Annotated in this window: 25 protein-coding genes and 1 tRNA gene; 16 read left to right on the top strand and 10 right to left on the bottom strand. The window is 46.5% G+C overall.

The genetic code is table 11. The features are described from left to right. The first annotated feature begins 88 nt into the window (after positions 1–88). Positions 89–1,102: a metal ABC transporter solute-binding protein, Zn/Mn family gene (locus tag CHL76_RS04025; RefSeq protein ID WP_094907922.1), complete on the top strand. Its 1,014-nt coding sequence runs from the start codon at positions 89–91 to the stop codon at positions 1,100–1,102. A gap of 80 nt (positions 1,103–1,182) precedes the next feature. Beyond that, on the top strand, positions 1,183–1,611 hold the full coding sequence (locus CHL76_RS04020) for a BrxA/BrxB family bacilliredoxin (protein WP_079476765.1): 429 nt from the start codon (positions 1,183–1,185) through the stop codon (positions 1,609–1,611). A gap of 69 nt (positions 1,612–1,680) precedes the next feature. On the opposite strand, the gene CHL76_RS04015 is transcribed toward CHL76_RS04020, so the two are convergent. Beyond that, positions 1,681–1,917: a hypothetical protein gene (locus CHL76_RS04015; RefSeq protein ID WP_079476764.1), complete on the bottom strand. Its 237-nt coding sequence runs from the start codon at positions 1,915–1,917 to the stop codon at positions 1,681–1,683. Between the two features lie 170 nt (positions 1,918–2,087). On the opposite strand from CHL76_RS04015, the gene CHL76_RS04010 reads away from it, so the two are divergent. The 3 genes from CHL76_RS04010 to CHL76_RS04000 all read left to right on the top strand — a co-directional run bounded on the left by CHL76_RS04010 (position 2,088) and on the right by CHL76_RS04000 (position 3,784). Then, positions 2,088–2,450, top strand: a complete 363-nt coding sequence (locus tag CHL76_RS04010) for a hypothetical protein (RefSeq protein ID WP_233133213.1) — start codon at positions 2,088–2,090, stop codon at positions 2,448–2,450. Between the two features lie 73 nt (positions 2,451–2,523). Beyond that, positions 2,524–2,598: transfer RNA gene (locus tag CHL76_RS04005), tRNA-Arg, on the top strand. A gap of 169 nt (positions 2,599–2,767) precedes the next feature. Continuing rightward, positions 2,768–3,784 (top strand): aromatic acid exporter family protein, encoded by a 1,017-nt coding sequence (locus tag CHL76_RS04000; protein ID WP_079476763.1) that lies wholly within the window; start codon positions 2,768–2,770, stop codon positions 3,782–3,784. Positions 3,785–3,859: 75 nt separating this feature from the next. Here the strand turns inward: CHL76_RS04000 and prli42 are convergent, their stop codons facing one another. Beyond that, positions 3,860–3,940, bottom strand: coding sequence for a stressosome-associated protein Prli42 (prli42, locus tag CHL76_RS16955; RefSeq protein ID WP_156847924.1), 81 nt, complete (start codon positions 3,938–3,940; stop codon positions 3,860–3,862). A 102-nt stretch (positions 3,941–4,042) separates the two neighbouring features. Here prli42 and CHL76_RS03995 point away from each other — a divergent pair, with 102 nt between their 5' ends. The 7 genes from CHL76_RS03995 (at position 4,043) to CHL76_RS03965 (ending at position 10,949) form a co-directional block, all read left to right on the top strand. Then, positions 4,043–5,167: a M20/M25/M40 family metallo-hydrolase gene (locus CHL76_RS03995; RefSeq protein WP_094907921.1), complete on the top strand. Its 1,125-nt coding sequence runs from the start codon at positions 4,043–4,045 to the stop codon at positions 5,165–5,167. Between the two features lie 17 nt (positions 5,168–5,184). After that, positions 5,185–5,622: a YaaR family protein gene (locus tag CHL76_RS03990; RefSeq protein WP_094907920.1), complete on the top strand. Its 438-nt coding sequence runs from the start codon at positions 5,185–5,187 to the stop codon at positions 5,620–5,622. A 12-nt stretch (positions 5,623–5,634) separates the two neighbouring features. Continuing rightward, on the top strand, positions 5,635–6,102 hold the full coding sequence (locus tag CHL76_RS03985; RefSeq protein ID WP_079476760.1) for a low molecular weight protein-tyrosine-phosphatase: 468 nt from the start codon (positions 5,635–5,637) through the stop codon (positions 6,100–6,102). Next, the gene (locus tag CHL76_RS03980) at positions 6,102–6,956 is read left to right on the top strand and encodes a fructosamine kinase family protein (protein ID WP_094907919.1); all 855 of its coding nucleotides are present in this window, start codon (positions 6,102–6,104) and stop codon (positions 6,954–6,956) included. Before CHL76_RS03985 ends, CHL76_RS03980 begins: the two co-directional genes overlap by 1 nt. A gap of 144 nt (positions 6,957–7,100) precedes the next feature. After that, positions 7,101–8,597, top strand: a complete 1,497-nt coding sequence (locus CHL76_RS03975; protein WP_094907918.1) for a phytoene desaturase family protein — start codon at positions 7,101–7,103, stop codon at positions 8,595–8,597. After that, positions 8,594–10,042 carry a phytoene desaturase family protein gene (locus tag CHL76_RS03970; RefSeq protein ID WP_094907917.1) on the top strand — a complete coding sequence of 483 codons (1,449 nt, stop codon included), beginning with the start codon at positions 8,594–8,596 and terminating at the stop codon, positions 10,040–10,042. Before CHL76_RS03975 ends, CHL76_RS03970 begins: the two co-directional genes overlap by 4 nt. Positions 10,043–10,106: 64 nt before the next feature. After that, positions 10,107–10,949, top strand: coding sequence for a phytoene/squalene synthase family protein (locus CHL76_RS03965; protein ID WP_233133212.1), 843 nt, complete (start codon positions 10,107–10,109; stop codon positions 10,947–10,949). A 386-nt stretch (positions 10,950–11,335) separates the two neighbouring features. Here CHL76_RS03965 and CHL76_RS03960 read toward each other — a convergent pair whose 3' ends face one another. After that, positions 11,336–11,935, bottom strand: a complete 600-nt coding sequence (locus CHL76_RS03960; RefSeq protein WP_079476755.1) for a hypothetical protein — start codon at positions 11,933–11,935, stop codon at positions 11,336–11,338. A 739-nt stretch (positions 11,936–12,674) separates the two neighbouring features. After that, a complete protein-coding gene (locus tag CHL76_RS03955) occupies positions 12,675–13,457 on the bottom strand; it encodes a TerC family protein (RefSeq protein WP_094907916.1) in 783 nt (260 codons plus the stop codon). Between the two features lie 354 nt (positions 13,458–13,811). Between CHL76_RS03955 and CHL76_RS03950 the strand changes: the two genes are divergently transcribed. Both CHL76_RS03950 and CHL76_RS03945 read left to right on the top strand, forming a co-directional pair. Then, positions 13,812–14,186: a PilZ domain-containing protein gene (locus CHL76_RS03950; protein ID WP_158219060.1), complete on the top strand. Its 375-nt coding sequence runs from the start codon at positions 13,812–13,814 to the stop codon at positions 14,184–14,186. A gap of 51 nt (positions 14,187–14,237) precedes the next feature. Further along, on the top strand, positions 14,238–14,459 hold the full coding sequence (locus CHL76_RS03945) for a hypothetical protein (protein ID WP_094907914.1): 222 nt from the start codon (positions 14,238–14,240) through the stop codon (positions 14,457–14,459). Between the two features lie 63 nt (positions 14,460–14,522). Here the strand turns inward: CHL76_RS03945 and CHL76_RS03940 are convergent, their stop codons facing one another. Continuing rightward, the gene (locus CHL76_RS03940; protein ID WP_079476750.1) at positions 14,523–15,293 is read right to left on the bottom strand and encodes an SDR family NAD(P)-dependent oxidoreductase; all 771 of its coding nucleotides are present in this window, start codon (positions 15,291–15,293) and stop codon (positions 14,523–14,525) included. A 146-nt stretch (positions 15,294–15,439) separates the two neighbouring features. Then, positions 15,440–16,492, bottom strand: a complete 1,053-nt coding sequence (locus tag CHL76_RS03935; protein ID WP_094907913.1) for an EAL domain-containing protein — start codon at positions 16,490–16,492, stop codon at positions 15,440–15,442. Positions 16,493–16,760: 268 nt separating this feature from the next. Here CHL76_RS03935 and CHL76_RS03930 point away from each other — a divergent pair, with 268 nt between their 5' ends. Next, on the top strand, positions 16,761–17,747 hold the full coding sequence (locus CHL76_RS03930; RefSeq protein WP_079476748.1) for an aldo/keto reductase: 987 nt from the start codon (positions 16,761–16,763) through the stop codon (positions 17,745–17,747). A gap of 85 nt (positions 17,748–17,832) precedes the next feature. On the opposite strand, the gene CHL76_RS03925 is transcribed toward CHL76_RS03930, so the two are convergent. Beyond that, complete coding sequence (locus CHL76_RS03925; RefSeq protein WP_094907912.1) at positions 17,833–18,201, bottom strand: cupredoxin domain-containing protein; 369 nt, start codon at positions 18,199–18,201, stop codon at positions 17,833–17,835. A gap of 279 nt (positions 18,202–18,480) precedes the next feature. Here CHL76_RS03925 and CHL76_RS03920 point away from each other — a divergent pair, with 279 nt between their 5' ends. Beyond that, on the top strand, positions 18,481–19,017 hold the full coding sequence (locus CHL76_RS03920; RefSeq protein WP_079476746.1) for a YceI family protein: 537 nt from the start codon (positions 18,481–18,483) through the stop codon (positions 19,015–19,017). A 463-nt stretch (positions 19,018–19,480) separates the two neighbouring features. Here the strand turns inward: CHL76_RS03920 and CHL76_RS16950 are convergent, their stop codons facing one another. The 3 genes from CHL76_RS16950 to CHL76_RS03910 form a co-directional block, all read right to left on the bottom strand. Continuing rightward, a complete protein-coding gene (locus CHL76_RS16950) occupies positions 19,481–19,642 on the bottom strand; it encodes a hypothetical protein (RefSeq protein WP_158219059.1) in 162 nt (53 codons plus the stop codon). Between the two features lie 214 nt (positions 19,643–19,856). Further along, positions 19,857–21,032 carry an IS701 family transposase gene (locus tag CHL76_RS03915; RefSeq protein ID WP_094907911.1) on the bottom strand — a complete coding sequence of 392 codons (1,176 nt, stop codon included), beginning with the start codon at positions 21,030–21,032 and terminating at the stop codon, positions 19,857–19,859. 246 nt (positions 21,033–21,278) lie between these two features. Continuing rightward, positions 21,279–22,922, bottom strand: coding sequence for a Na/Pi cotransporter family protein (locus tag CHL76_RS03910; RefSeq protein ID WP_371862287.1), 1,644 nt, complete (start codon positions 22,920–22,922; stop codon positions 21,279–21,281). Between the last annotated feature and the right edge of the window lie 274 nt (positions 22,923–23,196).

The following is a 23,196-nucleotide window of genomic DNA, read 5'->3' as shown; positions in this document are numbered from 1 at the left end:
AAGAATCACTCTTATTTACAAAACTATTTCCCTGCGCTAAAATCAATATACATACAAAACGTAATCATTACGATGAAGAGGTGCGATAATGAAAAAACATTTTATTTTAGGAGCTGCTGGGGCAGCATTTTTTACTTTAAGTGCCTGTGGAGCAGCAGATGACCAAAGCGATCAGGGATCCGAAAATGAAAATAAGGTCGAAGTTTATACGACGCTCTTTGCTTGGGAGGATTTCACCAGGCAAATCGGCGGGGAGCACGTAAAAGTAGAAAACGTTGTACCGGCGGGCTCGGATGCACATACATACGACCCGACGCCGCAGACGCTCACAAACATAGCAGAGGGTGACTTGTTCGTGATGACCGGGAGCGGAATGGAAGGCTTTGCCGACGAAGTGGAAAGCACGATTGGCAACCAGGACGTGCAGATAGCCAAGGTGGCAGAAGCAGTGGGAAGCGCAGAAGAAGGCCATAGTCATGAAGAAGGCCACAGCCACGAAGAAGGGGAAACCGACGAAGAGCATGCAGAGCATGAAGAAGAAAGCCACAGTGAAGAAGAGCATGCCCATGATCACGGGGGCACAGATCCTCATATATGGATCGATCCGGTTCAGGCGAAGGAAGCGGCTACTGTAATTAAAGAACAGCTCGTTGAAGCAGATCCTGATCATGAGCAGGCTTATGAAGAAAACTATGAGGAACTGGCAGCAGAACTCGATAAAATCAACGAGCGATTCCAAACTCTTGCAGAAGAAAGCAGCAAAGATCAATTTATCGTTTCCCATGCAGCTTACGGCTATTGGGAGGAACGGTACGGACTCGAAGAGATAGCTATTAACGGAGTGAATGCCCAGAGCGAGCCGTCCACGCAGGAAATCAATGAAATTATCGATACAGCAGAAAAAAATGATCTGAATGCTATTATGGTGGAAGAAAATATTCCATCCGATACGACGGATGTTCTTCAGGAAGAAATCGGGGCGGAGGTTTATACGTTAAACAATCTTGAGTCCGCCAGTGAAGAAGAAGTTGCTGACGGGGCTACCTACGTTTCGCTGATGAATCAGAATGTCGATAATCTTGAAAAAGCACTGAATGAATAACTTTTCGAGCTTCTCACTTGTGATTTTCTCTCCCTATCCGCTACAATATAGGTATTCGGTGAAGGAAAGGAAGGATTTTAATGAATTTTGATTTTTACGTCAATGATATAGTACAAGCTTCCCGAGACGAAATCGAAGAAGCTGGTTACCAGTCTCTCCGTACGCCTGAAGAAGTCGATGAGGTGTTGAATAAAGAAGGCACAACGCTCGTCATGGTAAACTCTGTATGCGGCTGTGCTGGAGGCATTGCCCGTCCGGCAGCAGCTTACATGACGAATTATGATACGAAGCCCGACCGGCTTGTTACCGTATTTGCAGGTCAGGACAAAGAAGCAACAGAACAGGCCCGTTCTTATTTCACAGGGTTTCCACCGTCATCTCCGTCATTTGGGCTCCTAAAAGACGGCGAACTCGTTCGTATGGTGGAACGTCATGAAATCGAAGGCCATGAACCGATTCAGGTTGTTCAAAAACTCGAAGAAGCTTTCGATCAATACTGCGCAAAATAATAAGTGCCCTCCGGGGCGCTTTTTTTTTGCAAAAAAAGAGCTCCTCTCTGGCCGAGGAGCCTATGGCACTTACTTTTCTAAATGATAAATATTGCCGTCCTGCTCTACAGTAGTATCGACATCCGGAAACACGATTTCGCTTGTTTTGGGCTCGAATTCCTGAGAGGTCTCAAAGCCAACCCGAAAGTCATTGCTTTTGGTGGACGGGCCTTCTTCTTTAGTTACGCTGTACCATAAGGTTTTACCGTTGGAGGCGATTGTTGTCTGAGGTTCGCCTATGTTAGCTTTGAATGTTACTTCTGCCATTTGTTATCCCTCTTTCTTCGTGTAAGATCTATAAAGGGTTCTTCCCTTCATCGCTTTTGCTTTAAACGTCATTTGCAAAAATAAGAAAAGACAGCAGGGGCGTCTTGACGCTCAGGTTTAGATTCATGGTATACTGTGTCGGACTACATAAATGAAAAGGGCGGAGACAAATGATTCAAACGTATTATGAAAAAATTCAGGAATACTTAAATATGGACGAGGAAATTTCGTATGATGAGTTTCGCGATTACTACCAGAATGTCATCGATGAGCTTGATACAAACGCCTCCGGCTACGAAGAGGAGCAGGTATGGAAAGCTTTATTTATTACGGAAAGCCTCATGTCCAACTCCGAAGACCGCCAGAAACGTACGAAAAAAAAGCAGGAGGCAAAAAAGTTCGGCAAGATGCATGAACGTTCCAAAGTGTATTCCCAGCATTTCACTAAACGGCTGCAGGAAGCAGGCTACAGTGAAGAAGATATCAACGGCCAGTTTGAAAAAATGCTGGAGGGTTCTTCCGAAGAAACATAATTTAAAAATGGGTTGACTTTACTATTCGTTCATTGGTATAGTATTCATTGTCTTGTTAAAACATATGACAAAAGCGCCTATGGTGAAAGGGATATCACTCGAGATTCCGGTTCTCGCATTCCAGGTTCGAGTCCTGGTAGGCGCACCAATGAATAAATGTGTGAGCAAAGGAGCTATTCCTTTGCTTTTTTATATGCTGTTTGGAATGTAATGGGCGCGTGCAAGAGGACCAGGGCTGAAACATCTTAGTCAGTTTCCCTGCGCCCGGGTTTACGATATAATACAGATACGAATGAACAAACAGAGAGGTTTTTTAGATGGGGAGATTCCGAATTGGCTATCGGACGCTGAAGACAGCAGTAGGTACTGCTATATCCGTATACATTGCCCAGCTGCTGCAGCTCGATTACTACATATCGGCAGGCGTCATTACCATTCTTTGTATTACCACGACCAAAAGAGGCTCTCTGACAGTCAGTATTGAACGACTCGTCTCCTGCGTGATCGGCCTGGGAGTAGCGAGTGTATTTTTTGAACTAATCGGCTACAATCCAGTGGCTGTTGCGATGCTGTTTCTGATCAGCATTCCACTCAGCGTAGCGGCTAATGCCGCCCGGGGAATCGTTACAAGCAGCGTGATAGTTCTGCACCTTTATACAGAGGGACAGGTGAGCGCAGGCATATGGATGAACGAGCTGGCAATTATTTTTATCGGTATCGGGGTAGCTTTAATCATGAACCTGTACATGCCGAGCAGTGAAAAAAGCCTGGCCCAGGACCAGTTAAGCCTCGAAGACGCTTTCCGCAAAATCTGGGAGGAATACGCAAACTACCTTCGCTTTGGAGATAACATCTGGGACGGCGGGGAATTTTCGGAAGCAGCTAAAATTATTGATGAAGCTAAAGGAAAAGCTCTGCGGGACATAGACAATCATTTTCTCCGGGATGATGACTACTTCTACCACTACTTCCGCATGAGAGAAAAGCAGTTTTCGGTACTCGAAAGTATTTTGCCGTTTATTTCTTCCATTGACCAGTCTGTGCCCCAGGGGCATAAAATGGCTGATTATATGGATGAGTTAAGCGACGCCGTCTCTCCGGGCAATACTGCCGGCTATTTCTTATATCGTCTTGACGAGATGAAGCTTGAAATCCAGCAGATGGAGCTGCCAAAGACGAGGCATGAATTCGAAATACGATCTTCTTTATTTTACATTTTGTATGAAATTGAAGAATACCTGCTCATTAAAAAAATGTTTAAACCCGACCCGAAGCGGACGCACACCATATCGGGCAAGCGATTAAACAGGCAGAAGGCACGAAGGAATAAATAAAAAGCAGAACCCCGGGCATGGGCGCCCGGAAGTTCTGCTTCCTCCTATACATACAAGCAGAGCAGAGGTATTGATTTAAAACATTACTGCTCCGCCCATTAACAGGCTGCTGCCGACAAGCGCAAAGATCATAATGTAAATAATGACTTTCTGCATTCTAACCCCCGCTTTCAATGGAAACTAATGCTCAAATTATAACACAGCAGGCGAAAAAATATATAATAAACCTAAGCAATCCGCAAAGGAGTTATAATAGTGATGGCAAATCAAGAACGTTTAATACAGGAATTTATCGAACTGGTACAAATTGACTCGGAAACGAAACACGAAGCCAAAATAGCCGATGTCATTAAACGGAAATTTCAGGAGCTGGGGCTTGAAACGAAAGAAGATAATGCAAAATCCCTCACCGGTCATGGAGCAGGAAACCTGGTCTGTACGCTGAAAGGCACGGACAGCACAAAGCCGGTGATTTATTTCACCGCCCACATGGATACGGTCGAACCGGGGAAAGGCATTGAGCCAGAGGTGCAGGACGATTATATTGTATCGATGGGAGAGACCATTCTCGGTGCAGATGATAAGGCAGGAATTGCTTCCATGCTGGAAATGGTAAAAGTTCTTCAGGAAGAAGAGGCCTCCTACGGCGATATTCAATTTATTATTACAGTCGGGGAGGAATCCGGACTGGTGGGAGCAAAACATCTTGATACGGGTCTCGTGCATGCTGATATGGGCTATGCGCTCGACAGCGACGGGCCTGTAGGTACTCTTGTCACTGCTGCACCGTACCAGACGAAAATGCATGCTGCTATTTACGGAAAAAAGGCGCATGCGGGAGTGGAGCCTGAAAAAGGCATATCGGCCATCAGTGTCGCTTCTAAAGCAATAACCAAAATGCCGCTCGGACGAATTGATGAAGAAACCACAGCTAATATTGGAAGCTTTGCCGGGGGCACCCAGACCAACGTCGTGTGCGATGAAGTTGTAATTTCTGCAGAAGCGCGCTCTTTTAAACCAGATAAGTTGAGCCGGCAGGTAGCTGCGATGCGGGAGGCTTTCGAAGAAGCAGCCGAAGAAATGGACGCACAGGCTTCTGTGGATATACAGCCAATGTATGAAGGCTATGTGCTGGCAGAATCCGACAACGTGGTGCAGCGGGCCGTCCAGGCTGCCCACCGGCTTGATGTGGAGCCTCGAACCGTAAGAAGCGGTGGCGGGAGTGATGCAAACGTAATTTCAAGTTACGGTATTCCTACGATCAATTTGGGTGTTGGTTATGAAAATATACACACTACTGAAGAACGCCTGCTTATTAGAGAATTTGTAAAAGTACCAGCATTTATGGCGGCTATCGTAACGGAGCCGGCAGAAGAAGAATAAAGGGGGAAGGCGGACGATTGGATATTCAGCGTCTTCAGGGGAATGTAAAGGCACCACTGCCTAACGTAAAGGAAAGAAAAGCCGAAAAAAATCCATTTTCAGAAATGATGCAGACCGAGCAGGCTAAAACATTCAGCCGGCAAATGGGAATCATGCTCGAACAGCTCGATCAGCAGGGGCGCCGCCTGATGGAGCACCAGACTATTCCGGAATTAAAAGAATATAAGCGTCTTGTGCGCGAAATCCTCATGGAGCTGAAGGACCACGGATTGAACCTGCATGAGGAAAGATCCTTTGGCAGTGACGGCAGGCTTAAAACCCATCAGCTGATTGAAAAAATTGATAAAAAATTAGTGGAAATGACAGACCAGATGCTGCAGCAGGAACAAAAGCCCCTCTCTCTTCTCGACATGGCCGGGGAAATTAAAGGCATGATTATACATCTCTATGGGTAAAGGAGAGAAGCTATGAGTGTAAAGGTGTTATTTATCTGTTTAGGAAACATCTGCCGCTCGCCAATGGCAGAAGCTCTTTTTCAGAAGCATTTGCAGGAAGCGGGAATGGAGAATAAAATAATAGTGGATTCAGCCGGGCTTGGTGATTGGCACGCAGGAGCGCCGCCGCACGAAGGCACAGTCGGTGTTCTTAAACAGCACGGAGTCCCTGCAGGCCCTGGGCGGTCCCGGGTCGTGGGGGCCGGGGAAGAAGCCGATTATATTGTGGCTATGGATGAGCAGAACCTTGAGATGCTTGAAGACTTTCAGGTTTCTGCAAGAAGCGGGAAGGTATGGAAGCTGTTGGATTTTCATCCGGAACGCCCAGGCGAAGACGTGCCGGATCCTTATTTTGAGAATAATTTTAAAGACGTGTTTGAACTGGTTAATACGAGTACCTTCCATTTACTACAATGGATTAAAGAGCAGGAGAATGTATAATGGAGCATATTCAAAAAGCGATACGGTATGTAGACCCACAGGCAGAAGTAACTAATATAGCAAGCCTCTCCGGAGGAAGCATCAGCTCTGCCTACCGCGTGGACACAAACCGCCGCTCCTATTTTATAAAATGGCATGAAGAAGCTCCTTATGATTTTTTCCGCCAGGAAAAACGCGGGCTCGAATTTTTGCGTGAATCGGAAGCAGTGCATGTTCCCGACGTTCTGCACTGGTCAAAGAAGTTTATTATTATGGATATCATTCAGGGAAGAGGGAACAGCCGCACCGATGAATGGCTGGGACTCGATCTAGCTCACCTTCACCAATCCTCCGGAGATTATTTTGGTCTTGAAGAGGATAATTTTATCGGGGAACTGCCCCAGGAGAACTCCTGGGAAACGAGCTGGGTTCGTTTTGTTAGGGACCACCGGCTGCGGCCACAGATGGAAATCGCCAGATCCCTTGGCAAACTGACGGAGGAACGGGCCCGCCGCCTGCGCTACATTCTGGATCATCTTGGGGAGTGGATACCGGACGACCGGCAGCCGGTCAAGCTGCACGGAGATCTTTGGGCCGGCAACTGGCTTACAGGCGAAGAAGGGCGTCCGTATTTGATCGATCCTGCCTGCTGGTACGGGGACTATGAATTTGATCTTGCTTTTACCCGGCTGTTTGGAGGTTTTTCTGAACGGACGTATGAGGCTTATGAGACTGTTCAGCCGATCGAAGCTGAATTTGAAGAGCGGATGCCTCTCTATCAGCTATATTATTTGCTTGTCCATTTAAATGTATTTGGAGAAATGTACGGGACCCAGGTGGACAGGGTGCTTGCATTATACAGCAGAAGCCGCTGAGCCGGACCTTTCTTTTGGAAAGGTCTTTTTTTATGCCTCTACAATGTCTATTTTCCGGATTTTTGGGCAGGTTGAGAGTGCAGAAAAACGGGAATAAAACTTTGGACGTGATCATAAGGTTTTGACAGAGAGGGGCTTTTTGGAGTGAGAGACACACATATTGCGGTTATTGGGGCGGGCCCCGGAGGACTTACCGCTGCCATGCTGCTGCAAAGCCAGGGGTTTCAAGTAAGTTTGTTTGAAAAAGATGACAAAGTAGGTGGTCGTACATCCCATGTGGATGTAGATGGTTATCGTTTTGATAAAGGTCCAACATTTTTAAGTATGCCGCATATCGTCGAGGAAATTTTCTCAGCGACCGGGAGGGATCTGGCGCACTATATTTCCTGGAACTATCTGGACCCAATGTATGAATTGTTCTTTGAGAATTCGAGCTTCCGGCCGACCTCCAATAAACAGGAAATGAAACGGAGGATCGCTGCTTCCTTTCCTGGTGACGAAAAGGGATACGACCGCTTTATGCATGACCTGGGGAAACGGTGGGAGGCGCTTCTGCCGGTGCTTAAGCACGAGCACGGCTCACTGCTCGACTACATGAAACCCCGGACGCTTAAAGCCCTTCCGCACCTGGCGCTTGGCAAATCGGTGTACGATGTGCTGAGCCAGTATTTTTCCGATGAGCGGCTGAAGCTTTCTTTTACCTTCCAGTCCAAATATTTGGGAATGTCGCCTTGGGACTGCCCCGGGGCATTCAGCATTCTTTCCTATATGGAGCATGAATATGGTATTGTTCACCCTACTGGGGGATTGAATCAGATACCTAAAGCAATGGCTAAGGCGTTTGAAGAGGATGGGGGCCGGCTTTACTTAAACGCGCCGGTCAGGAAAATACGGACGAAAAGACAGCAGGCTGCAGGGGTTGAGCTTGAAAATGGGGAAGTATTCGGGGCGGACGAAGTAGTGGTGAACGCAGATTTCGCCTATGCAGCTACTGAACTGTTCGACGAGCCTTTGAATAAGTGGAAAAAAGAAAAAGTGGCTGAAAAAGACTTTTCCTGCTCAGCGTTTATGCTCTACGCAGGCGTTGACGCCACTTATCCCGAAGCGGCTCATCATTCGATCGTTTTTTCCAATGACTATAAAAAAAATGTGGAAGAAATGATTCATGAAAAGATTGTTTCAGACGACCCGTCCATTTATATTCATAATCCCGCCGTGACCGACAAGACGCTCGCCCCTGCAGGAAAGTCACCAATTTATATGCTTGCCCCAGTGCCAAACAACCAGAGCGGCATCGACTGGGAAAACAACAAAGAGAGCTTTCGGGACCTGGTGCTTGACCAGGTGGAAAGCCGGTCACCGTTTAAAGGCCTCCGGGATCATATTGAAGTGGAAAAGATTTATACACCCACGGACTGGCAGATCGACAGTAATGTATACGAAGGAGCTGTGTTCAACCTCTCCCATCGCTTAAATCAAATGATGTATTTCCGTCCGCATAACAAGTTCGAAGACGTAAGGAACTGTTGGCTGGTGGGAGGAGGAACGCATCCTGGCAGCGGCCTGCCGACAATTATCGTATCCGGCAGAATCACTGCCCAGGCACTAACGGCTAAATACGCCAGGGAGCGGGCGCAATGAAAAATATTATTGTTGGAAGCGGCATTGGCGGGCTGGTAACAGCACTCTATTTAACGCAGGCGGGTGAGGAAGTAACAATAGTGGAAAAGGACAAAGAAGCCGGCGGAAGAATCAAATGGGTGAAGCAGGATGGATTTAAAATTGATGAAGGACCAACCATTGTACTGCTGCCGGAGACAATTAAAGCGATACTAGCTGAAGCGGGGATGAACCCGGAAGTCCTGGAGATGGAGCGGATTGATCCACTGTATCGGATGGTTTTTGCTGATGACACGGAATTTTATAAATGGAGTGATCCCGACAAGCAGAAAAATGAGATGGCTCGTGTTTTCCCTGGAGAAGAAGAAAACTTTGAAAGATTTATACGGGATATGAAGAAGAATTTCCTGCAGGGAGAAAAAGATTTTTTATCCCGTTCATTTATGCGTAAACGGGAATTTTTCACTGCGGGTAACATCCGTTCTCTGTGGCAGATGAAAGCCTATCAGCCGGTTAGATCCCAGGTGGCGGATTATTTTGAAGATGCCAGGCTCAGGGATGCGTATTCGCTTCAGACTCTTTATATTGGCGGAAATCCTGCCACTACCCCCGGTATTTACTCTCTGGTTTCCTTCAGTGAGCAGTATCACGGCATCTGGTATATCCGGGGAGGATATGCCACACTGATCGAAAAAATCAGGCAAGAACTTGAACGGCGCGGAGTAATATTTCGATTTGAAGAGACAGCACTAAGCATTCAGGCGAAAGAAAAGACGTTCACCGCCTTAAAAACGAATAAGCGGGTAGAGCCGGCAGAGCGGCTGATTTGTAATTGTGAACTGCCGGCAGCAGAACAGCTGGTGGAAAAGAAACCACAAAAAAAATACACTTCTTCATCAGGATGCTTGCTAATTTATTTAGGATTAGACAAAATATATACAAAGGCTTCTATACACCAATTTTTCATGGGAAATAATTTTGATCATCAAATGAAGCAGGTTTTTGACACGAAAGAATTACCGGAAGACCCGAGTATTTATGCATTCCACCCGTCTTTAATAGACTCTACCCTCGCCCCGGAAGGTAAGAGTGTGCTGTATCTACTTGTTCCCGTACCATCAGGAAATAACATCGACTGGGAGGTGCAGGACGAGTTTATTCAGTCTATTTTAGAAGCGGTCGAAAATAAAGGATTCCCGCACCTGCGTTCTTCGATTCAGTGGATGCAGGTTCGAACGCCTAAGGATGCTGAAAGATACGGGTTGTATGAAGGAGGAAGCTTCGGAATTGCACCAGGTTTTACTCAATCAGGTGCATTCCGGCCGCAGCTTAAGCCGTTTTCGTACAACAACGTATACGCGGTAGGCGCTTCGACGCACCCTGGTGGCGGTGTGCCGATTGTCATGCAGGGAGCAAAATTGTTAGCAGAGCATCTTAAGGTAGGAAGAAAGCAGGATGTTTTCTGATATACACCCGGCAGGGGACCAGCCATCGCTTGGCTTCTGAAATGCGGGAGAGGGGATGAGAAGTATGAAACCAACGTTAGAAAAAGCATACGAGGAATGCCATCGTATCATCACAATGCACAGCAAAACTTTTTCGAAGGCATTTGATATTCTGCCTCTTAAAAAAAGACAGGGTGTATGGGCCGTTTACGCTTTTTGCCGCACGGTAGATGATATTGTGGATGAAGGAGAAAACCCGGAACAGGAATTAAAAGAATTTGAAACTATGTTTCACCAGTTCCTGCGTGATCCCTTTTACCAACCATCGCTGCAATGGATTGCACTTAGGGACACGTTCGAACGGTTCGATATGGAAGTACAGCCTTTTCTGGATATGATTCAGGGGCAGTATATGGATTTGGAAAAATTTTTTTATTACACATTGGAAGAAGTTGAAGGGTATTCCTATTATGTAGCAGGAACTGTGGGGCTGATGCTTCTGCCTATCCTTTCTCCGGAGCGGTTTGAGCATCTGAAGCCGGGGGCCGTTGCTCTTGGAAAGGCGATGCAGCTGACAAATATTCTGCGGGATGTTGGAGAAGACCTGGATAGGGGGCGCGTTTATTTCCCTGTAGAAATACTGGAAAAGCATGGATATACTAAGAAGGAGCTTTACCAGCACCGTCTGGATTCGTCATTTGTACAGGCATGGGAAGAAACCGCCGCTAGGGCAGAGGAGCTTTATGCAGAAGCACTCGAATCAATTGATCAGTACCCAAAGGATGCCAGATATCCTGTTAAGGGAGCTGCCTATATGTATCAGGCAATTTTAGAGTCGGTACGAAAAAATAATTATCAGGTTTTCAAAGAGCGGGCTTACGTTTCTAAACGGGATAAATGGAGCATCTTAAAGAGAATTTCTTCCTAAGATACAATGCAGGTGAATATTTAAATGTAAACCGCGGGATGCTATTATATCCGGCGGTTTTATTCTGCCTATACATAGTGGCAGCAGGGGTAATCCAGATTTAGCCAGGGATCTTCGTAACGCTGCTGCCTGGAGCGAGCGCTTTCAGCAGAAGGAACAATCTGATATCGAAGAAGAACAGACGGCGGAAACGATTCACCGTATATTTCATGATTTGGATGTTTTTTATAACGGGCATGGGAAAAAGCCATTCGGCGTTACGCACGTAGACAACGGCGAGCATGCAGAAAAGGTCGATATATGACCGGTAAATATAGAAAACCACCGGGCGCCCGGTGGTTTAGCTATTTTTAGAAGCTCTTTTGCTTTCTCTGCGGAAAGAAAGTTTAGTTATTGCCTTTGCTGTTTGGGTCCCGCTGATTTTTTCCTTCTTCCTGCGGCTCAATGTCCGCTTGATCGTCTTTTCGTTTTATTTTTTCCTCGGGAGATTCCTGGATGTTTTGGTTGGCACTGTTCTCAGAATCAGAGTTATTGGAATCATCAGAGGAAGAATTAGAAGAAGATACCTGCTCTGCACCCTGTTTTGCCTGATCTTTTACTCCTTCGAGCTCCTGCTCTGCCTCTTTGGCGGTATCGGCTACGTCCTTCAGCTCATCGCCGGCCTCTTTTGCCGTGGACACCACGCCTTCGGAATCTTTTTTCACCTGCTGAATCTGTTCGATGATGTCTTTGCCGTAATCATTATAAATCTCCTGCAGCTGGGTCGTCGCCTGCTTGGCAAGCTCCACAGTGCGCTGGAAACGGCTTTTCAGTTCGTCCGTATCAATTTCCTGGTTCGCTTTATTTACTTTATCCTTGATGCCTTCGCTGCTCCCGCTCTGGCTGGTGCTTCCGGAGCTTTTCGTATACCAGTAAACCCCGCCTCCGATAGCTGCGGCTGAAAGCGCGATAATTGGAAGTGTCTTCTTGCTGGAAGTGTTACCCATGATATCTACTCCTTTTCGATTTTAAATAGGCTAGCCTGTAAGAAAAGGCTGTTAATAATTAACTGTGCTGGGCAAAGCCCCATCTGGTTACCGGGAACTCCTTTAAGTTCAGATTTCGATGCTAACTTCACCGGCAGCGGTCCAGGGAATTAAAAAAGAGTCAGCAAAGAAAAAGCTTTCTTCTGCTGGCTCATGGGTTAGCTTATTATCCAACCATTACCGCCGCGCCTGATATACCAATTAAGAATGAACTATAAACATATATCCTTTATGCTTGTTCATTAAACATTTCCTCAAAAACATCTGGATCGCCGCTTTTGATATTTTTTCAATACGTGCCTGCTGAGCCTGCTTTTTTGTACGGGTGAAAGCAAGGCCTTCGCCAAGCGTTCCAAGCAAATTTTCATACGTGCTCCAGATGCCCAGTCAGGACATTCCGGCCAACAAAAGCGTTCTTATTATCTTTGGAAAGCTGCTGATTAATATAAATGCTTCTGTTTTTTCTGAGTGCCTGTAAGTAAATTCCTGGGTGGACAGGCCACCAAAAGAATAATCATTATTGTCAGCCGTAAAATTAAATTTTATTCTCATCTCTTTTTACCTTCAATCTATATAAATAAACGTCCAGGCTAGGCTTGAAGAATTTGTAAAAAAAGCACCCTCAAGCTTTTATCTGCTTAAAGGCGCCTGGTTTATATGCAAAGCTAATTGCAATAATACTGAATAGAATTTTAATTATTTAACGTTCTTTTGCTGTTTCATCTTCTATTTTCGGACTGGATAAAAACCAGCCGCTAACTGCGATCACAACGAGAATGATATAGAAGGAAGCCTTCCAAAGCGGCGAATGGGAGAAAGCTTCCGGAATGATGTGCAGTGCCGGATGACTCAAAGCATAGACGGCAAGCTTTACCCCAACCCAGCCAACGATAACAAAGGCAGTAATTTCGAGGCCAGGGCGTTTTTCCAGCAGGATAACAAACTTACCGGCAGCAAAACGCATAATAACAACCCCGATCAATCCACCGAATAAAATAACCGCGAAGATTCCACCATCAAGGCCTCCAATAGACGGGAGACCGGAGGCAGGCAGGGTAATAGCAAGAGCGACACCAGCAAGAATCGAATCGACGGCAAACGCAATATCCGCAAGCTCTACCTTTAAAACAGTTTTCCAGAAGCCGGGCGACTTAGTTTTGTTCGTTACAGCAACCTCGCTTTGGTGCTGGTGGTGGCGGACCATATGCCTGATAATATGGTTAATGGCAATGTATAGAAGATAAGCGGCCCCGATCGCCTGCACCTGCCAGACACCCGCCAAAAAGCTGATGATAAAAAGTGATCCGAAGCGAAATAAAAAAGCGCCGAACAACCCGTAAAACAAGGCCTTTTTCCGCTGTTTTTCAGGAAGGTCCTTCACCATTACTGCCAATACCATCGCGTTATCTGCTGCCAGCACGCCTTCAAGCAAAACCAGAATGACCAGCACCCAACTGTATTCCATTAATAAACTTGCATCCATTCCTTTTCTCCCCTTATAAGAAAAGGCATAATAATAGCCTTTTCCCTGAATGATCCGAAGGAAAAGGCGTAAAAAAACCTTTTCCTCCCCGTAACTGTTACGAAGAAGAAAAGGTCTCGCTTATAGTTTGATAACTACCATCAGCACCGGGGCGCTAAAGCCCGTCATGACGATGCGGATGCAGGAAAGCTACTCCCCTTTTAATCTATACTAATCATATTCCGAAGCAAGCACAAAGTCAATCTTTATTAAAAATGTAGAGAGGAAGCTGGAAAAACGCTTTTGAAATCGAAAGATAGAGTCTATATACTATTGATAAAGCACATATTCCGTATGAAGATAAAGGAGAAGGATATGCCGGATTCAAGAAAAAATCTACGCTACTATTTTGAAATTCAACCACTGCATGGGACCTTTTTTATTTATCAGATGGATAGCGTTACCGTGAACAGCGCGGAAGGGAGTATGGCGATCTATGATCTTTCCGGAGGGGGCATGCGTTTTTTCTCCCGTTTGAACCTGCCAGTCACTGACCGTGTGCTTTTAACCTTTTCCTTTCGCGCGCTCCATAAACATTTCACTCTTCACGGATGTATAAAGCGGAAAGAAAAACAAAGCGAAGGCTATATGTATGGAGCCTTTTTTCCGGATGAAGTCAATGATCAAAAAAATGAGCTGGTGTGGACGGTGCACCAGTTAAACCTTGCGCATAAAGAGCGCCAAAATTAAAAACTTATAATTTTCACCTGCAACACATGTCAGTAGTGGAGGAGGAGAAGTATGAATAACGATTTATTAAAAGAGCTGCTGCTGATCGCCCGCATTGCTGCTAAGGAAGAAGGGACGATTTCCCCGGACGACTCCAATGAAGAAGCCCACTTTGATTATTTGATCCAAGAAGCAATGCTTGAAGCCGAAAAAGTTACAGATGAAAAAGATGAAAAGGTGGAATATATAGATCCGGTAGTGACAGAAAAGGGTAACCAATTTATAGATATATAATTCGGACTGGAAGATAGAAGGCCCCCGGCGCTGAAGCCGGGGGCCTTCTGTACAAGTGAATTTTTACTTAGCTGCCATTCCGCCGTCGATACGATACTGGGAACCGCTAATAAAGTTGGATTCATCAGAAGCAAGAAATAATGCAAGGTTTGCGATATCCTCAGATTCTCCGTAGCGGTTCATTGGTATCGCCTGCTCCTGCTCGGTGCGGGCGGATTCCGCATCGTCCGGGTTAAATCCTTTCTCGAGTGAACGCATCATCCGGGTGTTTACCGGCGATGGGTGAATGGAGTTAACACGAACGTTGGAGTCGGCTACTTCGAGAGCCGCTGTTTTGGTCAGTCCCACTACACCGTGCTTGGAGGTGGTATACGGACTAACGCCCGGGGACCCCATCAACCCTGCAACAGAGGAAGTGTTTATGATGCTGCCACTGTTTTGCTTCGCCATGACGGGCATCACGTATTTTAATCCGAGGAAGCTCCCTAATACGTTGACGTTCATTACCTTCATGAAATCGTCAGCGCTCTGCTCTGGAATAGGAGCCACTTTGCCTTCGATGCCTGCGTTGTTAAAAAAGACATCTACTGTTCCAAACTGTTTCACTGTTTGATCTACATAATTTTTTACGTCATCTTCATTCGTAACATCGGCCACTGTCGTTTCTACAGGGCCATATTCATCGAGTTCAGCTTTAACGCTGTCCAACGATTCCTGATTCATATCCACGAGCATGACATTGGCGCCTTCTAGAAGGAATTTCTTAGCCGCAGCTTTACCAATACCCCCCGCGCCTCCAGTTATTATAGATGTGTAACCTTCAAGTCTTTTCATGAGAAAAGCACCCCTTCCATATGAGGGTCTATTTATAATAAGTGTGGCATCCGTAACTTTTCCCTGTGACTAAAGAATTAAAACAAAGAAGAAGAGGGAGTAGGGCATACTGCCTGCAAGCATGTGCCGGACACATGCTTTTAAAATCAATGGTTAGTATTAAAGGTGCGTGGAAGGGCGTCCAACGGCTGGGCCTGCGGTTTGGCGAAATAGTAGCCCTGAAACAATTCGTACCCCATTTCTGCTAAATAGTCGGCGTCTTCTTTACGTTCAATTCCCTCGGCAAGCGGCTGAGAACCAGTATGGGCAGTGACCTGGAGTAATGCCGCCGCAACTTTTTGCTTTTCGTGATCCCTGCTTACTCCGTCAGAATACTCTCTGGCCAGTTTCACAATATCCGGCTCAAGGTAGGAAAGCTTTTTGAGATCATTGGCCCCGGTGCCGACATCATCGAGGGCGTATTTAAAGCCATGCTTCCGGTAATAGTTAAGAATCGCTTTTAAATGCTCAATGTCCTGGACTTCATCGCTTTCTACAACCTCGAAAACGACATTTTCCGGCGCGATTCCCTTTTCATTTATCAGGCGGATCGTGGTTGATAAGCAGTGCTCGGGTACATAAATAGCAGTTGGAATAAAATTGATGAAAATCAGCTTATCTTTAATGGTGGCTGCATTTTTAACAGAAGCCATGCGGCAGACACGGTCAAGCGCAAACAGGCGGTTGCGGACACGGGCTGCTTCAAGCAGAAAAAATGGGGCAATCGTGCTTCCGTCTGCTCCTTTTCCGCGGGAAAGGAGTTCGTGGCCGACAATAGTATAGCTTCCGGATTTGGGCTGGACAATAGGCTGGTAGTGCGACTGGATTTGCTCCTGATCGATAATGTCGTCGATCCAGGCTGCTTCTTTATGATCATGAAGTGAACGGAGGGGCTGCCTGGCTGCTGTGTTCTCCAGCGGAGCATCTTTTGTGGCCCGGTAGACAAAAATCTCGTTGGGATTGTAATGCACCTCCAGGTAATCGAGTAAATCAAAAGCAATAGTTTCTTCCATCCATGCCATATGGTCATCTAATTGCTGCCACTGGTGGTTCTTGTGTTCAGCAAAATAAGGATTAAGAATGGCAGGTGACTGCCCGTTTTCGAAAATAAAAGTATAGCCCTGCTGTCCGGGCATACAAATGTCGCAACCGTTTTTCATACGTAGCCTCCAAATTGATGTAGTTTTTATAATAATATCGGTTTATAAGCTGGATATTCAAGTGAGCAATGAGAAGGCAGCATTAACACGGGCCGAGACGAAACCAGCCTGAAGTTTTTGAATGAGACACCTATGTTTAAACCTTCCCGTGAACGGTAACTAATTTAAAGTGATCATTGTCAGGAAGCTGGATCACTTCAGATGAAGTATGGCAGCCAGTAAAGTTAAATACGACTGTTAAGAACCTTTATAAAGGAGGAAACCGATAATGATAAACTTAAAGCAGGAAGGAAAACTTGGCTTTGGAACAGCGCCGCTTGGGAATATGTACCGCGAAATTCCGGAGGAGGAAGCTATAGAGACAATTGAAGCAGCCTGGGAGCACGGCATCCGTTACTTCGACACCGCGCCTTTTTACGGAGCAGGGCTTGCGGAGCTGCGTACAGGAAAAGCCTTAGCTAAGCATAATCGCGACGATTATGTATTAAGTACAAAAGTCGGCCGGTACATTTTAGACGAAACAGAAGAAAAAGAAGGGCTGTTTGCCAATGGCCGCAAAAACAAAGTTATTGATGATTATACTGCAGAAGGTACACGCCGGTCGATTGAGCAGAGCCTGGAGCGTCTGCAGATGGATCGACTCGACTTTGTATATGTGCATGATATTTCCCCGGATTTTCAGGGAGACGAATGGCTTGCCAAATTTGAGGAAGCAAGAACAGGCGCCTTCCGTGAACTGACTAAACTTCGCGAAGAGGGAGTCATCCAATCCTGGGGGATCGGAGTAAACCGCACAGAACCAATCGAACTTGCCCTTGACCTTGAAAATTCCAATCCGGATATCAGTCTGCAGGCAACACGATACACGCTGCTTAACCATGAGCACGCCCTGCAGCGCTTAATGCCGGCGGCTGAAAAACAGAATGTCAGCATTATTGTTGGTGCGCCATTTGGTTCAGGTGTTCTGGCTGGCGGCTCGACGTACGAATATTCGGATATTCCGCCTGAAATTGCTTCCCGTGTCGAGCAAATGAAGACTATTGCCGAGCGCCACAATGTCAGCTTAATTGCAGCCTCCCTGCAATTTTCAGCGGCCCATCCCGCAGTGGCAGCTGTAATACCTGGAGCAAGCCGCCCACAGCGGATTCAGGACAACCTTGAAGCATTAAACGCTAATATTCCGGCTGGGTTCTGGCAGGAGCTGCGCCAAGAAAGATTGGTGTCGCCCGAAGCGCCGCTTCCTATCAAAGAATAAAAACCGACTAATCGAAGCCGCCGTCCCTGGATTCAGGAACGGCGGCTTTTTTATCCAATAGGAAACTAAATAAAACTGTCTGGGCTTACTGGACAATAAGTGTAGCGGTCATGTCCGCATGGCCTTCGCCGCAAGGCACGCTACAGTAAATGTTATATCTCCCCGGCTCTTCTGGCGTGAACGTTGCTTCGCCTTCGCCTTGAATATCTATGTCAAAGTTGTCGATGGCAAGGCCGTGACCGCCTTCCTGGCTCGTTAAGCTGACGTTTACAGGCTCACCGGCGTCAACCGTATATTCTTCCTGATCGAACTCGAAGTCAGTAGCGGTAACATCCATGGTTTGAGCCTCGGCATTTTCACTGGTGCTTTCGGATCCATTGCCTCCATCACTGCCGCCGCACCCGGAAAGAAAAACAGTTAAGCCAAGAAAAAGTGTTGGTACGGAAAACTTCATCGTAAAATCTCCTTTCAACATTAACATACTGGTATTACTCGAAAAGGCCAGAAGAAAAGAGTCCTGCAGCTGGGTTCAAATAGGTAACTGCCTTCTCAATTATTGTAAAGTAAAATCATAGTAGAAGACAAAAACTTCCTCGAAAATAAGAACAATTATTTGGAAATAACGGAATATTTGTTATTTTAAAGTCGAAAAAGTAGATTTAAAGACTTGATACCTTTATACTATCTGTAGTTTCATTAGTTTATATAAATGTATTTTTAGGAGGAGTTACTTATGGCGAAAACAGTCTGGACAGTCGACCCCGTGCACAGTGAAATTGGCTTTTCGGTAAAGCACATGATGATCTCAAGAGCGAAGGGCACGTTTGATCAATTTGACGCAACGTTAAAAGTGGATGTGGAAGACTTAACAGATGCAGAAATTGAAGTGGTGATTGATGTAGCAAGCATTAATACCAGTGATGAAAATCGTGATGGCCATTTACGGTCTGCGGATTTCTTTGATGCTGAAAACTATCCTAAAATGACATTTGTCGGCAAGGAAGTTAAAAAAACAGGTGAAAGCGAATATGATGTGACAGGCGATCTTACGATTAAAGGCACGACGAAAGAGGTTACCTTAGACGTCACGTTTGAGGGCCAAAGCAAAGATCCGATGAGCGGAAATATGGTAGCCGGGTTCAGCGGCCAAACTACTGTCAACCGTAAAGAATTTGGCTTAACCTGGAACGCTACACTTGAAACGGGCGGCGTGCTCGTTGGCGAAGACGTGAAAATTAATATTGAGATGGAATTGCACAAGCAGGATTAAAGTTAGAACAGAAAGTACATGTGTTATAAAAATAAAGGACTTTTAGACATCTCTCCAGGAGGTCTAAAAGTCCTTTTATTGTGGATGAATATCATCCTCCGGTTTAAGAGGGGGCTTATCCGTAGGCGCCGGCAGCTAGTAAAACCAGTGCAAAAAAGACTGCCAGGCCGACAGCAAGTCCAAAATACAATTTGATAAAATTCCACATAGGCTCAGTCGCTCCTTTCAAAGAGAGAAGAGGGTACTGATGATAAAACTGGAAAGTACGCTTAAAACTAAATATATAAAAAAGAAAAAGCGCCTGTATGTAAAATTAACAATAACAAAAAGAGCATTCCCTGCCCAGTAAAAGCGGGAAGGCTCTTTTTAATGCAGAAGAAGCGGAGGCTATGAGTGGAAAACCGGCTCAATCGTATACCTGTAAACTTCAAAATGCAGCAAATCAAGATATATAGAGGCCAGTTTATCTTTTTTTGTTATGGAGAGGTCTGCTTAAATCCCCGAGATCTGTAACTTCTTTGTTATTGCCTTCTCGTATTTCTTTGCGATACTTATCAAGACGTGCTTGTTTTTCATCCAGCTCGGCCAGTACTTTTGGACAATCTGTACTATTTTTCTTTTTCATTTCAAGCCCCTCTTTCTAAAAGTTATCATTTAAATTAGTATGTTAGATTTTTATTTCTTTTACAATAGGTATTTAGATGAAATGTGGTTTATATGTTTAAAAATGGTAAATTATAAGCGTGAACTTTTAAGTTGCAGGTTTGAAAACAAATGTTGGTCATAGAAGTAAATATTGGAAATTATATCCAATATCATCCGCCTGATGATTTTGTGGGTCAGGCCACGCGGTAGGCGTCATACACGCTTTCCAGGGTCGCGCCCGCCCGGGCGCGCTGATAAATATCCGCGATCTCTCGTCGCCGGTGGTCCAGATGACTGGCATGAAAGGCTTCGCTGATGGTGCCGGTAAATGCCCAGGCAAGCAGGAGCCAGGCCGTTTGAAGGAGAAGCAGATAGCGTCGGATGGCCGGGGCGCTCCGCAACCGGTATCCGCCCATCGACAGCTTGCCCTTGGCTTCCTGGAAAAAGGTTTCAATCGCCCACCGGTGCTGATACCAGGATAAGACGTCCGCCGCGGTCATCGAGGGGTCGGTGGAAAAGAAAAACCGGTACGCTTCGTGGGAAGCAGAAGCCCGGGAACCAACGACCACGCCCGAGAGGCCACTTTTCAACCGGCCCTGAAACCGAACCATTTCATAGGTGGTGGTCCGGACGGTCACAAGGTCCGGCTTTTCCACCTGCCGGGCCCGCTGGGCCCAGTCTTTGGCTGGTAACGGCATGGGGGCCGTGTCGAGCACGCGATTGCTTTTGATGGCACCGATAAAATGCCAGCCCCGGTCCCGGACGGTACGGATCAGTTTTTCCGATGCGTACCAGCTGTCGGCCAGGACATAGACGGGACGATCGCCCACGTCGATGGTGCGAAGCTGCTGAAGGGCCAGATCGATTTTACTGGGCCCGTGTTCTTTGTCATATCGCTCGATATGATAGGGATACAGGCGCTCGTTCGTGCCTGCCATGATGGTGAGCCATTGATGCCCGTAAACGGTGGCCCCAGTCTGATGATCAAAATGGTACCCACCGTCGTCGATCGGGTGGTGCGCCTGGGACGAAGGCTTCGATTTGGGAACGACGGTATCATCGATGGCGATCAGCACCGGGTTGGCGGAGGACGCCTGCCGCCGGAGGTGCTGCAGCACCGAGCGCTGGAGCTTGCGCTCCAGGGCATGGTCGTCCACCCGGGATGTGCGAAAAAACCGGGTCACCGACGAATGGTGGGCGTGATGATTGGCGGCTTCCTGAAGGGCCTTCGCGCTCCCGTTGCGATGCTCCCGGGTCCAGCCTTCCAGCAGCTTTTGCATATGCCGGGCAGCCGGGGCGGACATAAAGAACCGAAGGTTCCATTGATCAAAGGCGTTGGCGATGCAGGAGGAATGTGATACGGTAGACATGAGGCAGAATCCTTTCTCGATGGTGTTTTGGTCGATGTCATCGTACCGTATCAACGGGGGTTCTGTCTCTTTTTCATTGGTAATGGAAATAATTGTTAGTAAACCTGCAACATAAGAGGCGTGAACATAAAAATGAAGAAATTAATGGAAGGCCACGGCCCCCTAAACAGTTTGTGGTGCTCACGTTCGTTTATCAGGACAAAAGAAAGCAGCGCCCCAACTGAAATTAGGGACGCTGCCTGATTTTTAACTGCTTTGTTGGGTTTCACGATCATCATCAAGCACGGTTTCTGCAATGTTTACAGCATGGTCGCCGATACGCTCTAAATTGCTCAGCATATCAACAAAAACGATGCCCGCAGAGCCGGAGCACTGTCCTTCATTGAGACGCATAATGTGCTTTTTGCGCAGTTGCCGTTCCATTCGGTCAATGTCTTCTTCCTGAGTCAGTACCCGCCCGGCGATTTCCCGGTCGTCCTTCTCGAGTGCTTCAATGGACCGGGAAAATGTGCTTGTGGTTAATTCGTACATCTCATTTAAGTCCTTGTAGGCTTCCGGCGAAAGTGTCACTTTGTTCGATACCTGGTAATCAACGAGTTCCATTAAGTTTTCCACGTGGTCGCTCACGCGTTCAATGTCGCGCGTAGTATCCATCAGAACAGAATGCTGGCGTGAGCTTTCAGAAGAAAGAGATCTTGAAGAAATACCTGTTAAATAATTAGTAATGTTTTTGTCCAGGTTATTGGCGGCTTCTTCGTAGCGGACGATTTTTTCCGCAGCCTTTTTATTTTGGGTCCCTACATACGTTTCGCTCTGCTTCAGCCCTTTTTCTGCATACTCAGCCATACGGAGTGTTTCCAGCTTCGCCTGGTCGAGGGCGATGGATGGCGACTGTTGAATAAAGAGCGGGTCAAGGTGCTTTGTTTGATAATCTATCTCCTCTTCGCGGCTTGGCACCAGCTTAGTGACAATGTACGCCAGGATTCCGACAAAAGGCAGCTGAATCAATACGTTGGCCAGGTTAAATATACCGTGGGCAAACGCGATTGTCATGGGCGGATTCAGCTGCAGGGCGCCCTGAAGATAGCTGATAAAGGCAGTGTATGGAACGAGCAGTATCAGCACAATTGCTGCCCCGAGCATGTTGAAGATCACGTGCACCATCGCTGCCCGCTTGGCCGCCACCGAAGCTCCGATGGCCGCAATTACTGCGGTTATGGTGGTTCCGATATTGTCACCAAACAGGATTGGCAGGGCAGCTTCTAGCGGAATGGCCCCCTGGCTGAACAGCTCCTGAAGCAGGCCGATTGTTGCTGAAGAACTTTGCAGGCCGACGGTAAAGAGGACGCCGACAAGGACACCAAGCAACGGATTTTCACTCATACTGATGGTTAAGTCGTTAAAGGCCGGAAGATTCTCTAAGGGCGCTACTCCTTCGCCCATCAAAGTTAAGCCATAAAACAAGGCACCAAAGCCAAACAAGGTCTGGCCAATGTTGTTCGTTTTTTTATTTTTAAAGAAAAAGATCAGTACTGTTCCTAGAAATAGAATCGGAAGAGCGTAAGCTTCCAAATCAATTCCGATAATAAAAGCCGTCACCGTAGTACCGATGTTTGCTCCCATAATGACACCTATGGCCTGCCGCAGTGTCATAAATCCTGCGCTGACCAGCCCTACAGTTAAAACAGTGGTGCTTGAACTCGACTGAATAAGAATCGTAACTACCGCACCTGTGAGCACACCTAAAAACGGGTTGCTTGTAAATTTATCCAACAGGTTCCGGAGTCCGTCACCGGCAATCTTCTGCAGGCCATCCCCCATAAACTTGATACCAAACAGAAAGATTCCTAAGCCACCGAGAAATGTAAACAAAAGCGATTGTATATCCAAAACAATGATTCCTCCCCTTGAAGTCTATCGAACACGGGACACTGCAATACCCTCTATAGTTTTAAAGGATAATCACCTGTAATGTAAATAAAGGAATTATTAAGATTTTGTAAAGGCGGGGAGGGGGAGGGACCGTCAATAATTTTGTGTAAACGGCTGTCCTTTTCCAGCCTTGAAGTTAACCCTGCCGTTGAAACATATCTTCCAATTGATGTTGGGCCTGGGCGAAGCCCAGGTGGCAGCGGGTGGAAAACTTTTGATTGTAGGCATCAAA

Origin of the sequence: Marinococcus halophilus (assembly GCF_002265875.1) — a bacterium.
Lineage (GTDB): Bacteria > Bacillota > Bacilli > Bacillales > Marinococcaceae > Marinococcus > Marinococcus halophilus.
The sequence above is the reverse complement of the archived record's forward strand: the minus strand, read 5'-3'. Positions and strand labels throughout refer to the sequence as shown.